Here is a 12,084-nt window from a genome sequence, read left to right on the forward strand (position 1 = left end):
AAAGGGCCGGATTGATAGACACCGCCCGGATGATCCCCGAAGAACGACTTGAACAGATAACCCAGCGATTCCAGTACCTCGAAGCGGCCATGGCAGATGGTGCCTCGGGTGGGGATATTGCGGCCTTGGCCAAAGAATATTCCGACCTCAAACCGGTTGTGGATCAGATCATGGCGTGGCGTCAGCTGGTCGCCGATCTGGCCGAGGCCGAGGCGATGCTGGCCGACCCGGACATGAAAGAACTGGCGGAAGAAGAAATTCCGGCATTGAAGACCCGCATCCCCGAATCCGAACACGCCTTGCAGCTTGCGTTGTTGCCCCGTGATGCGGCGGATGCGCGTCCGGCGATGCTGGAAATCCGCCCCGGAACTGGCGGAGATGAGGCCGCGCTGTTCGCCGGGGACCTTCTGCGCATGTACCAGCGCTATTCCGAAGCGCGGGGATGGAAGTTTGAGGTCATCGAAGAACAGGCCTCGGATCTGGGTGGGATCAAAGAGGTCGTCGCCCACATCAAGGGCGAGAACGTGTTTGCCCGGATGAAATACGAATCCGGCGTGCACCGGGTGCAACGTGTGCCCGAAACCGAAAGTGGCGGACGCATTCACACCTCGGCTGCGACGGTCGCGGTTTTGCCCGAGGCCGAGGATGTGGATATCCAGATCGACGCCAATGATATTCGCATCGACACCATGCGCAGTTCAGGCGCGGGGGGGCAGCACGTGAACACAACCGACTCGGCGGTTCGGATTACCCACCTGCCGACGGGGATCGTTGTGACAAGCTCGGAGAAATCGCAACACCGCAACCGCGAGATTGCGATGCAGGTGCTGAAAACCCGGCTCTATGATCAGGAGCGTCAGCGGATCGACAGTGAACGGTCGGCCGATCGTGCGAGCCAGGTGGGGTCGGGGGATCGGTCCGAGCGGATCAGAACCTACAATTTCCCGCAAGGCCGCATGACAGACCACCGCATCAACCTGACGCTTTATAAGCTGGATCAGGTGATGCAGGGCGATCTGGACGAGGTGATAGATGCACTGACCGCTGATGATCAGGCGCGACTATTGGCGGATATGGCGCAATGATTGCGGCGCTGACAGCAGCACAGGCGATGGTTTCGGCCACGGCGCGACTGCGGGCGGCGGGTGTGGCCGACCCGGCGCGAGACGCCCGGGTTCTTTTGGCCCACGCGGCACGGATCGAAGCCAGCCGGGTCACTCTGATCGCGCCCGAAGAGCTGTCACCAGAGATTGCAGAGCGCTATGATCAGTTGATCTCGCTGCGTGCGGTGCGTGTTCCGGTGTCGCACCTGTTGGGCGAGCGCGAGTTTTATGGCCGACGCTTCCGCGTCAGCCGCGATGTGCTGGACCCACGGCCGGAAACCGAAGCGCTGATCGAAGCCGCGCTCAGCGACCCGTTCGATCATGTACTGGATCTGGGTGTCGGCTCAGGCTGTATCTTGATCACGTTGCTGGCTGAACGGGCCAGTGCCTCGGGCGTGGGTGCGGACCTGAGCGAGGCCGCCTGTCTGCAGGCCAGCGCAAATGCAGTGCAGCACCAGGTACAGGGTCGGGTGGAAATCCTCCAATCTGACTGGTTTCAGAATATTGACGGCCAGTTTGATCTGATCGTTTCGAATCCCCCCTATATTTCTTTGACGGAAATGGACGACCTTTCACCAGAAGTGCGCGAGCACGAGCCGCGACTGGCGTTGACGGACGAAGGGGACGGGCTGGGCGCTTACCGTCGCATCGCGGCAGGCGCACCGGATTTCCTACTGCCGGGCGGCCGTCTGCTGGTGGAAATCGGGCCGACACAGGGGCGCAGTGTCGCAGCATTGTTCGAGTCGGCAGGCCTGACAGCCACACGGATCGTTCCCGATCTAGACGGCCGCGATCGCGTCGTTTTTGCCAAAATGCCGCTTTAATGCGGCAACCTGAGGCCGAAATACGCCGATTAATGTAAAAAAGCTGCGAATTTTTGGACAACCCCCTTGTCTGTACGCACAGGACGTGTTTACTCAACACCAGTCGGAGGGCTGACGCTGGTACAGCGGGCCCCGGACGCCAAGCCCAAAATAGTCGACATCGCGTCACAGCTAAGCTTTTGAGCAGTGCAGGATGCGAGATGATCGACAGCGAATGACAAGGCTGACGTAAAGTAAATGAGATCTTCCAAATCCCGCTCTCGGGTCAAGAATAACCGCAACCGTCCTTCTGGGGGCAATGTCGTAAACCGGGTTTTTGACAGCTCGGGTCCCGAAGGCAAGGTGCGCGGTACGCCCCAGCAGATTATCGACAAATATAATCAGTTGGCGCGCGACGCCCAACTGTCCAATGACCGTGTGGCAGCTGAGAACTTTCAGCAGCACGCAGAACACTATTTGCGCCTGCTGAGTGAGGCACAGCGCGAAATGGAAGCGCGCCGCGAAGAGCAAGACCGCCAGAACCGCGAGCGTCAGGCTGAGCGGGATCGCGAACGCGCCGAGCGCCAGGAGCGCGAAGCTGCCGCCCGTCAGTCGGACCCGGCCGAAGCGCCGCAACCGGACGTGATGGATTTCACACCCGAGGCAGCTACCCCGGAATCCGGTTTGGTTGAGACCCCGGAGAGCAAGGATGCTGCTGCGGCGGCGGCCACCGAAGCACCGGCAAAAAAAGAAAAAGCACCGCGTCGTCCGCGTACGCGCAAGCCAAAGCCCGCGCCAGAGGGGGCAGAGGACGCGCCGACAAGCAACGGCGATGCACCGGAAGCGGCTGAGTAAAACTTGGTCCATGATTTAATCGAAAAGAGCCCTACATGTGAAAATATGTAGGGCTCTTTCTTTTGTTTGTTTTGATACCAAATTCTGTTGGTGTCTAACTTTGATAGTCGCTCAGGCAGCGGTCGGATTATTCAATAATTTGACAAGGCCCATTGCCTTCTGCCGGCCTACCCAAACTTGTTTTCAATTGGGCTGACTTTGCGTCTAGATCAATGAAAACTGAGTATGTGATCGTGCGGTAAGTCTCGTATTTTCTATACACGCTGTTGTCGAGGCTTCGCGTTACTTTAGTAGGCAGCTTCAACTTCCATTTGAGCCTATATCGACCGTCCCTCCTTTCAGCATACTTCGTGCCAAGAGGCGCGCCGTGGACATGGTGTATCAATCCATCATATGCCGATGCTGATCTAGATGAGGTGTCTATTTCGTAGAACGCTTCATTGGGAATCCAACCCTGACGGTCTGGTTCATATGTACAACGTAGTTTTATTTGAGCCGCGTGGCCTGACAACGGCACTTGGACGAATAGAATCGTCAAAAGTGTCACTAAAACCTTCAACTGATTTTCCTGCGATTTGAGATTAACTCTTTTGTAAATATCCCCGCCTGTGAACATGATAAAGCTGAAGATTCATTGAGACCAGAAATCTTATGAATTTCTGATGTTTCTAGCCAATGCACAGAAAGCTTCCAGCGGGACTTGTTCGGCGCGCTCTGTTGGTTGAATCCCAGCCGCGAGCAGGCGGTCCTCGATATCCGGCGCCACGCCTTTTAGCGATGCGCGCAGCATCTTGCGGCGCTGGTTGAAAGCTGCGGCCACGACACGCGACAGAACCCGGGCATCCGCCGGATAGCGCGGTTCGGGCAGCGCCGTCAGGTGCACAACCGCGCTTGAGACCTTTGGTGGCGGCGTAAAAGCCCCGGGGGGCAGGGACATGGCGATGCGCGCCTCGGCCCGCCATTGGGCAAGGATCGCAAGGCGGCCATAGGCTTTGCCCCCGGGTTGGGCAACGATGCGTTCGGCGACTTCGCGTTGGAACATCAGCGTTAGGCTTTGCCAGAACGGCGGCCATTCGGGCGGGGTCAGCCAGCGCACCAGTAATTCGGTGCCTACGTTATACGGCAGGTTCGCCGCGATGCGGATAGGTGGGGTCAGATGCGCCAGAGGATCGATTTCCAGTGCGTCGCCGTTGATGACCTCAAGACGACCCGGATAAGCAGCAGCGATGTCATTCAAGGCAGCGATACAGCGGGTGTCTTTTTCGACCGCAACGACCTTGCGCGCACCTTCGGACAACAGGCCACGGGTCAGACCACCGGGGCCGGGTCCGATTTCCAGCACGTCGCATTCCGTGAGATCGCCCGCCTGCCGTGCGATCTTGGCCGTCAGGTTGAGATCCAGCAAAAAGTTCTGCCCCAGCGATTTACGCGCCGAGAGTTGATGTGTCGCGATAACCTCGCGCAGAGGGGGAAGGGTGTCGATTGAACTCATGATCCGATTACCGTGGCGTGTCCGGGGGGGAACGCCAGTGATTTTTTGCCTCCGGCGGGGATATTTTCAGCCAAGTGAAGGATCAAGCGCTTTGTGCCATCCGTTGGGCCAGTTTCAGCGCCTCGATCAGGCTGGTGGGGTTTGCCATGTCCTGTCCGGCGATATCCAGTGCCGTGCCGTGATCGGGCGAGGTGCGAATGAAGGGCAGGCCGAGGGTCACGTTGACACCACGGTCGAAGTCGAGCGTCTTGATCGGGATCAGTGCCTGATCGTGATACATGGCAATTGCGGCGTCATATCGGGCGCGGGCGGCAGCGTGGAACATCGTGTCCGCCGGGTGTGGGCCGGTAACCGTGCAGGTATCGCCCGGCAAGTCAGATATCAGAGGGGCGATCCAGTCCAGTTCTTCATGCCCCATTTTACCGCCTTCGCCCGCATGCGGGTTGAGGCCTGCAATGGCGATGCGGGGATGGGGGATACCAAACTGTCTGCGCAGGCCTTCAGCGGTAATGGCGATGGTTTCGCGCAGCAGGTCGGGGGTAAGCTCGGACGGGACGCGCGACAGCGGAATGTGAATCGTTGCGGGCACCACGCGAAGCTGCTCGCTGGCCAACATCATCACGACGCGCTTGCGCCCGGCCAGAGCGGCGAGAAATTCGGTATGGCCAGGATAGGCGAACCCGGCCCCGTCGATCAGAGCCTTTTTGTGGATCGGTGCAGTGCACAACGCTGACGCGGCACCGGATTGAACTAGGGAAACACCGGTTTCGATTGCGTCGATCACACTGGGCGCATTGGACGGGTCCGGTTGGCCTGCTGCGTTTGTGGCGGGAAAGCTCAATTGCAGAACAGGCAGGGCATTCGCGCAGATATCAATGGCCTGTGCCGGATCGCTGATCCGCTGCGTAGGCGTACCTGCCGGCAGATGCGCCGCATCGCCGATATAGAAAAACGGGCAGCTCGCGCGCAGTTTTGACCAGGCTTTGGCGGCGATTTCGGGGCCTATTCCAGCGGGATCGCCACAGCTAAGCGCGATGGGCGCGGTCATTGCTCGATGATCGTCGCGTCGGCGCGGAGCTGTTCAACCAGACTTTCGGCAAAGGCCTGCAGGCGCTGTTGCGTCAGGGCGTTGGCTACATCCACGCGCGTCGTGTCTTCGCCCCGGTCCAATGTGCGTGTACACAGCATCAGGAACTTCAGAGTCTGGCCATTGTTTCCCGTCAGCGTCGTGGAAACTTCGTTCAGGTCCAGCTTGGACAGCTCAAGCGCCACGTCGCGGGGGATCTCGGACGGGCTGGCTTCGACACGTTGCAGTACCCCGGCAGGTTGATCCTTGGCGATGCCATAGAGGTCGTCGCAGTTATCAATCTGTTCGCGCAGCTTGGCGGCCTTGGCCAGGGTTTCGGCACTGCGACCGCCGGCCATGTTGTAAATCGCGTAGTCGATCTTGGAGTAACGCGGCGCGCTGGTGCTTACTTCGCGCAATCCGCGCAGCTGGAACAAGGCGATCGCGTTGGGCAACGACAAGGGCTGTGTGATGTCGCCCGTTTTGAGACCTAGAATCACGGGTTGCAGGGCAGGCGGCAAGTCGGTCAGGTTAAGCCATTCCAAACGCCCGCCGTCATCGCGTGTGCCAGCTGCAGAATACTGTGTGGCGGCAGAGGAAAACGCATCGAAACCTTCAAGCAGTGCGATCTCTTCGGCTAGCAATTCGGCTTGGGCCAAGGTCTGCGGCGTGACCGGAATAATGATTTCCGACATCAGGACTTGAAGCCCGCCACTCCCGGCCTGTCCCAAAGCCCGGTTGATCTCGTCGTCGCTCGGCCTGGCTTGCGACAGAAAACGCGAACTGACGTAATCGCGCCACGACAGCTGATCAGCGACGAAATCCCGTACGGTTTCGGGGGAAACGCCGGATTCGCCCAGCAATTGCAGGAATTCATCGGTCGAAAGGCGGCCACGGGCTGCGAATTCATCAATGCCCACCTGAATGTCTTCTGGTGCAACTTCGATTCCTGCGTCGCGCATGGCCTGTTTGCGAAGTCGTTCGTCGATCAGCGCGTCGCGGACTTCGTCCTCGGTGGCGCCAGGAGCACCCAGAACGGTCAGGAATTGCTGGCGTTGCTGAAGTTCGTACCAGGTGACAATGTCCTGGTTCACCTTGATCGCAGGTGAAAACAGGCTCTGGGCCTGGCTGTGACCAGTGGACAGGGCAAGCAAAGCGGCAGCCAGTGCCGGTGCAACCGGTTTCAACCAACCGGAACGGACTAATCGCGAGAAACGTGAAATCAACTGCATCTTCTCTTGTACTGTTGGCCGCCACCCTCGACGGAGTAACCTGTCAGGGCAACGGTAAACCCGAATTCTGTCGAAGGCTCAATACTTGATGATGAGGTAAATCGCCTGCTGACGGTCATGTTAACTTTTACACACTCATTCTGGTAGGTAACGCCTAACCCATATCGGATCGGTTCGGATTCGCTGAGGTCATAGCGCGCATAGGCCTGTGTCAGCCAGTTCTGGTCAACAAGGTAACGCCCATTCATCCAGATTTCGGATATCTCGTCATTCGCATTTTCTGCCGGATCCTTTTCCTGCCACACATAACTGCCGGTTAGGCCGACATTTGGCTTGTTCCAGCCTGCGCGCACCTCGGCCTTGGCAAAGCTGAAATCACCATTCAACAGGCCGCGACCCGCCAAAGACCAGCCATTGGCGGTTTGCAACTGACCGGCCAACAACACGTCGGAGGCGGTTCCCTGTAGGCCTGACGTCAGGTTGAAGTTGGGGTCAGCGGTCGAGCGGAAGACCTGTCCGACAGTGGCAAGCGCACGCCAGCCATTTGCGGCATAGCGCGCCCAATTGAGCCCAAACACCGCCGTCGCGCCGTCTTCGCGACGATCCGGGGCCGGAAAGCGTGACAGGGACAACAGGTTCCCCTGGTCGAATTCCTGAAAGGTGCTTTCGTCATTGGGAACGTCCTGATCTGTCACGTTCGTCCAACCGACTTGCGCGATGGGTTCAAGCACCTGCGTGGCACCTGACTTTTCCCGACGGGTCATCGGATAACGCAGCGTGAGTGCGGCGCGGGGGGCCGCGCGGGTCACCTGGTCAGGAAACTGGCTGTCATCTCGGATGTCAAAGATATCCACCGATGTCCCGAACCGGGCATCAGCCCTGAGGCCCGATGCGAAAATCCAGCTGCGCATCCAGTCCGCATCGAACGTGGCACGCGCGACATCGCGGCCAACGATATCCTGATCGCTGGTACGTGTGTGATTGTGGGCCACAAAGCCCAAGCGAACTTCACCGCCGACAGAGGTTGGGAAGTAGCGTTTCTGAAAATACAGGTCGAAGATCCGCGATGGGATCACTTCCTCATTTTCGCTGTCTCGCAGGGATTTGTAGTGGATGAAACTGGTGCGGAAGGCGGTATCGCGTTTGATCCGCTCAAGCGCGATTTCGCTGCGCAACCGGTCAAAATCGGGTAGGCCATAATCCGCGAGATAAGCGTTATCCGAAGTTGTCTTCACATCAAACAAAAAGCGGAAGTCGTTGTTCAGGAAGAAATAACCGTTGGCAAAAAGATAGCCTCGATCCTCATTTTCTTGCAGGTCATCGCGGGTGAAAGCGCCGTTCAGCTCAATCCGTCCGCGTTTGAATGCCTGGCGATAGCGATAGCCCAGTGTTCTTGTTTTCCCCGAGATATAGGGGGTCAGCGTCAGGTCCTTGTGGTCGCCAAGCTTAAAGAAATACGGCACCTGCACGCCGGTTCCCAGCTGCGATGTGGTGCGAATCGACGGAACAAGGAAGCCTGTGGCACGGTCCAGTGTCGGGTCGGGCAGGCGCAGGTAGGGGAAGTAGAAAACCGGGAAATCCAGTATCCGGAACTGTGCCCCTTCGAAATACAATTGGCGTTCCAACTGGTCATGCGTGACCTTGCGGGCGCGGATTTGCCAAAGCGGCGGTTTGCCATTGGCGCAGACATGGCAGGACGTCGCCGAGACCTTGCTGAATTGTGTGTAACGCCCCCCAGCGCGCGCAGCCTGGACCGAGGCGATCTGAACCTGCTGATCGAACACCATGCGGGCACCGATCAGCAGACCGTTCATGATTCCGTCATCCAGTTCGGCGGAATCAGCCAGCAACGTGGTTGCGCCGCCCTGATCGATGCGGACCGGGCCTTCCAGCGATAGGTTGCCGGTTTCGCGGTCATAGGTGATGCGCGTGGCCGTGACCTTGGTGTCGCCCTGAAAGGCTTCGACATTCCCTTCGGCCACCAGATTACGCTCGGGTGTGATAAAGATCCGGTCGGCCACCAGCAGGGCAGGCTGATCCTCTTGCGTGGCACCCTGTGCGGCACCGGCAGCAGGTTGAGATTGCGCGAATGCGCCCACGGGCATGGTCAGTGCGACTGCACCGGACAGAAACAAACTGGCAATAAGCCGCATCAGCCGTCCTCCGCATGCAGCAAAAGGCCGAGGGACAGAAGAATGGCTGCGAAGGGCGGGGCCCAGGCCGCGACTAAGATAGGCAATTGACCGTTTTCCCCCAGAATTTGGGCAAAGTTGCGAATGAAGTAGATACCAAATCCCAGCAGGACGGCGGTTAAAACCGCGATCCCGGTGCCGCCAAATCGCACGTGGCGCATGGTGAAGGCCGCGCCGATCAGGACCATCGACATCAGAAACAAGGGGCGGGCCAGTTGGACCTGCAACCAGACCTCATATTGCTTGGTCGAAAACCCGGCTTCGCGCAGGTCGCGGATCAGTTCCGGCAGGTCATAGACCGATACGGAATCCTGATCGCCAAGCGTGTCCAGAATCCGTTGGCGTGTCAGCGATGTGGGAACCTCAAGCCGCGCGTGTTCAGTGGCGTGGGTTTCTGGATTCACACCGCCTTCCAGCGCCCAAATCTTGGCATTGGTCAGGACCCACGTACCGTTCTCCAGATCCGCTTGGTCGGCTACGATCTGCTGGGTTGGTGTGCCATCCGGGGCAAAAGTAATGATCGTCACCTGATTAAGGGTGAACCTGTCGCCGTTAGATGTGTCCTGGGCGTGGATCACGGATTGGCCATTGGCCGAACCCTGCCGCAACCAAAGACCATCTGCACTGATCGACAGCGTTGATCCGCCGTTGTTTTTGTAGGATTCGGCAAGCTGTTTGTACTCTTCCGACGTGGCGGCTGCGATGGGGTTCAACATGCCAACCGCCAGTGCGCCGATGATCAGGGCGATCACCACAGGGGCCAACAGGGCGCGGATGCCTGAACGGCCAGTGGCACGGGTGACAACCAGTTCCGAACTGCGGGCCAGACCGATAAACAACGCGATCGTGGACAGGATGACTAGCAGCGGCAGCATTTCGCTGATCGCGGCAGGCGTATTCAACAGCGTCAACTGAAGCAGCTGACCAAAGGACAGATTTGCATCGTCAAAGCGGCGCACCTGTTCGATCAGGTCGATCAGAATCATCAGTGTCAGGAAAATGCTGCCGATGACCAGGAAACTTTGAATGAAACGGCGGGCGAAGTAGCGGTCGAGGATCACGAAGGAACTCCTGCCGAAAAGACGCGCAAACAGCCTTTGGTCGGGTGCAGACCAGAATCACCGCTGCACGCAATTGTGCGCGACAGCCTATGCCTGCTCTGTCTTGCCAAAACCTTCTCCCCCGAGCCTGTCGGATTTTTTCCGGGACTGTAGTCCAAATGCGGGCCGGGGAAAACTGCTATCTGGTCAAGCCGCGCGGCGCGGGCTAGGTCTTGGGGAACTGATTTTGAGGAGTTCGCAATGAGCAGTCTTGTACCGATCCGTTTCCAGGACCCCGACATGGATACGATGGCGCAGGCCGAAGGGCGCGTGGCCATTATCATCCCGTCTGACGGCAAAATGAACCCCGCCGCCCGTCGCGCCAACCGCCTGACCCGCGGGGCTGTGACACGGCTGGTCGAAAGCGAGCGGTTCGAAAAGGTGAAAACCGGTGACGTGATCTCGATGGCGTGGCCATCCGGCATGGCAGCCGAGGCGCTGGACGTTCTGGTTCTGCCGCGCCGCCCCGAACCCGCCGAGGCCCGCAAGGCAGGTGCCGCGCTGGCCAAGCTGGCGGGCAGCAAGGACTTGCTGGTGATGTCAGGCAATCAGGTCAAGGCCGAGGATCTGGCGATGGGCATCGCGCTGCGCAGCTATGATTTTGATGCGCACAAGACTAAGGAGTCTGATGAGGCCGGTTCAGTCATCATAACCCACCAGAAGGCGGATGAGATCGAGGCTGCGTTTGCACCGCTCTACGCGGTCGCCGACGGTGTCCGCATGACACGCGATTTGACCAACGAGCCTGCGAATATCCTGACCACCACGGAATTCGCCGACCGGCTGGACGAAATGAAGGCACTGGGGCTTGAGGTCGAAGTGCTGGAAGAAGACAAACTGGCCGAGCTGGGCATGCGTACGCTGCTAAGCGTCGGGCAGGGGTCGGACAGCCCTTCGAAGGTTGTGGTGATGCAATGGAATGGCGGCGACAAAGATGACGCGCCGCTGGCATTGGTCGGGAAGGGCGTGGTGTTCGACACCGGTGGTATTTCGCTGAAACCTGCGGGCGGCATGGAAGACATGACCATGGACATGGGCGGCGCTGGCGTAGTGGCAGGCACCATGCGCGCGCTGGCCAAGCGCAAGGCCAAGGCCAACGTTGTCGGCTTGGTCGGTTTGGTGGAAAACATGCCTTCGGGCAACGCCACGCGTCCGGGCGATGTGGTCAAATCCATGAAGGGCGACACGGTCGAGATCATTAACACCGACGCCGAAGGCCGTTTGGTTCTGTGCGACGTGATGTGGTACACGCAAGAGCGGTTCAAGCCTGTGGGAATGGTCGATCTGGCCACCTTGACCGGAGCGGTCATCATCGGCCTCGGGCATGAGAACGCGGGCGTATTTTCGAACAACGACACGTTCTGCAATGCCTTCCTGAAGGCGGCAGGGGCCGAAGACGAAGGCGCATGGCGGATGCCGTTGGGCGAAGCCTATGACAAGCAACTGAAGTCGCGCATTGCCGATATGAAGAACGTGGGCGGGCGCCCTGCGGGTTCGATCACGGCGGCGCAGTTCCTGCAGCGGTTCGTAAAAGAAGACATGCCGTGGATTCACCTGGATATTGCCGGTGTGGCTTCGGTCTCGTCCGAGACATCCTACGCCCCGAAGGGCGCAACCGGCTGGGGTGTACGCGCGCTGAGCCGTTTCGTTCAGGACAACTTCGAGTAAGCCGATGGGGGCCGTCTATTTCTATCACCTGACCCGCCAACCGTTGGAGCATACCTTGCCGGTGCTGCTGGACAAGGCACGGCAGGCCGGGTGGAAGATTGCCGTGCGAGGCAGCGATCCCGCGCGGATGGACTGGCTGGATGAAAAGCTGTGGCAGGGGCCCGAAGAAGGGTTCCTGCCACATGGCCGCGCAGGCGGTCCGCACGATGCCGCGCAGCCGATCCTGCTGACGACCGAGGCGCAGGCTGCCAATGATGCGTCTTGTGTCATGGCGGTAGATGGCGCGGCGGTCGACCCCGATGAGATCAAGAAACTGGACCGCGTATGTATCCTGTTTGACGGCAATGACGCAGAGGCCGTTCAACGCGCGCGCGGGCAGTGGAAGGCTTTGACCGGTGCGGGATGTTCCGCCCAATACTGGTCCGAAGAATCCGGGCGCTGGGAAAAGAAAGCTGAGGCTTAGGGCCCGAGCCGCTTTCCGGAAGGCGTGGTGTTGATTGCGCAATGATGTGCGATCAGAAATGCCTCAATGGCTGGATTGAAGCCCAAATTGACGGATTCGGTGCAAGGCAA

10 protein-coding genes are annotated in these 12,084 nt (G+C 59.0%); 5 read left to right on the forward strand and 5 right to left on the reverse strand.

The window, feature by feature from the left end; all coding sequences use genetic code 11:
• Window positions 1-29 precede the first annotated feature (29 nt).
• The 3 genes from prfA (at window position 30) to AC2FLJ_RS08725 (ending at window position 2,761) form a co-directional block, all read left to right on the forward strand.
• Window positions 30-1,085, forward strand: coding sequence for a peptide chain release factor 1 (gene prfA, locus AC2FLJ_RS08715; RefSeq protein ID WP_496696645.1), 1,056 nt, complete (start codon window positions 30-32; stop codon window positions 1,083-1,085).
• Window positions 1,082-1,927, forward strand: a complete 846-nt coding sequence (gene prmC, locus AC2FLJ_RS08720; protein WP_282168162.1) for a peptide chain release factor N(5)-glutamine methyltransferase — start codon at window positions 1,082-1,084, stop codon at window positions 1,925-1,927. The genes prfA and prmC overlap by 4 nt, the downstream gene beginning before the upstream one ends.
• Before the next feature lie 237 nt (window positions 1,928-2,164).
• Window positions 2,165-2,761 carry a DUF4167 domain-containing protein gene (locus AC2FLJ_RS08725; RefSeq protein WP_108858419.1) on the forward strand — a complete coding sequence of 199 codons (597 nt, stop codon included), beginning with the start codon at window positions 2,165-2,167 and terminating at the stop codon, window positions 2,759-2,761.
• Window positions 2,762-3,410: 649 nt separating this feature from the next.
• On the opposite strand, the gene rsmA is transcribed toward AC2FLJ_RS08725, so the two are convergent.
• The 5 genes from rsmA to lptG form a co-directional block, all read right to left on the reverse strand.
• Window positions 3,411-4,253 carry a 16S rRNA (adenine(1518)-N(6)/adenine(1519)-N(6))-dimethyltransferase RsmA gene (gene rsmA / locus AC2FLJ_RS08730; protein ID WP_496696643.1) on the reverse strand — a complete coding sequence of 281 codons (843 nt, stop codon included), beginning with the start codon at window positions 4,251-4,253 and terminating at the stop codon, window positions 3,411-3,413.
• A gap of 82 nt (window positions 4,254-4,335) precedes the next feature.
• Window positions 4,336-5,301, reverse strand: coding sequence for a 4-hydroxythreonine-4-phosphate dehydrogenase PdxA (pdxA, locus tag AC2FLJ_RS08735; RefSeq protein ID WP_282168163.1), 966 nt, complete (start codon window positions 5,299-5,301; stop codon window positions 4,336-4,338).
• Entirely contained in the window at window positions 5,298-6,551 is a 1,254-nt protein-coding gene (locus AC2FLJ_RS08740) for a peptidylprolyl isomerase (RefSeq protein WP_496705315.1), read from the reverse strand. Before AC2FLJ_RS08740 ends, pdxA begins: the two co-directional genes overlap by 4 nt.
• Window positions 6,542-8,704 (reverse strand): LPS-assembly protein LptD, encoded by a 2,163-nt coding sequence (locus tag AC2FLJ_RS08745; RefSeq protein WP_496705317.1) that lies wholly within the window; start codon window positions 8,702-8,704, stop codon window positions 6,542-6,544. Before AC2FLJ_RS08745 ends, AC2FLJ_RS08740 begins: the two co-directional genes overlap by 10 nt.
• Window positions 8,704-9,804 (reverse strand): LPS export ABC transporter permease LptG, encoded by a 1,101-nt coding sequence (gene lptG, locus AC2FLJ_RS08750; RefSeq protein WP_058277603.1) that lies wholly within the window; start codon window positions 9,802-9,804, stop codon window positions 8,704-8,706. The genes AC2FLJ_RS08745 and lptG overlap by 1 nt, the downstream gene beginning before the upstream one ends.
• Before the next feature lie 240 nt (window positions 9,805-10,044).
• Here lptG and AC2FLJ_RS08755 point away from each other — a divergent pair, with 240 nt between their 5' ends.
• Window positions 10,045-11,511, forward strand: coding sequence for a leucyl aminopeptidase (locus AC2FLJ_RS08755; protein WP_282168165.1), 1,467 nt, complete (start codon window positions 10,045-10,047; stop codon window positions 11,509-11,511).
• 4 nt (window positions 11,512-11,515) lie between these two features.
• Window positions 11,516-11,974 (forward strand): DNA polymerase III subunit chi, encoded by a 459-nt coding sequence (locus AC2FLJ_RS08760; RefSeq protein WP_282151380.1) that lies wholly within the window; start codon window positions 11,516-11,518, stop codon window positions 11,972-11,974.
• The last annotated feature ends 110 nt before the right edge of the window (window positions 11,975-12,084 follow it).

It is taken from the genome of Ruegeria sp. CDSA034 (assembly GCF_059612275.1).

What these genes read in the sequence shown, in the direction of transcription:
- prmC (WP_282168162.1), top strand. Translation starts at nt 1,082, where the DNA reads ATGATTGCGGCGCTGACAGCAGCACAGGCGATGGTTTCGGCCACGGCG.
- prfA (WP_496696645.1), top strand. Translation starts at nt 30, where the DNA reads ATGATCCCCGAAGAACGACTTGAACAGATAACCCAGCGATTCCAGTAC.
- AC2FLJ_RS08740 (WP_496705315.1), bottom strand. Translation starts at nt 6,551, where the DNA reads ATGCAGTTGATTTCACGTTTCTCGCGATTAGTCCGTTCCGGTTGGTTG.
- pdxA (WP_282168163.1), bottom strand. Translation starts at nt 5,301, where the DNA reads ATGACCGCGCCCATCGCGCTTAGCTGTGGCGATCCCGCTGGAATAGGC.
- rsmA (WP_496696643.1), bottom strand. Translation starts at nt 4,253, where the DNA reads ATGAGTTCAATCGACACCCTTCCCCCTCTGCGCGAGGTTATCGCGACA.
- AC2FLJ_RS08755 (WP_282168165.1), top strand. Translation starts at nt 10,045, where the DNA reads ATGAGCAGTCTTGTACCGATCCGTTTCCAGGACCCCGACATGGATACG.
- AC2FLJ_RS08745 (WP_496705317.1), bottom strand. Translation starts at nt 8,704, where the DNA reads ATGCGGCTTATTGCCAGTTTGTTTCTGTCCGGTGCAGTCGCACTGACC.
- AC2FLJ_RS08760 (WP_282151380.1), top strand. Translation starts at nt 11,516, where the DNA reads ATGGGGGCCGTCTATTTCTATCACCTGACCCGCCAACCGTTGGAGCAT.
- AC2FLJ_RS08725 (WP_108858419.1), top strand. Translation starts at nt 2,165, where the DNA reads ATGAGATCTTCCAAATCCCGCTCTCGGGTCAAGAATAACCGCAACCGT.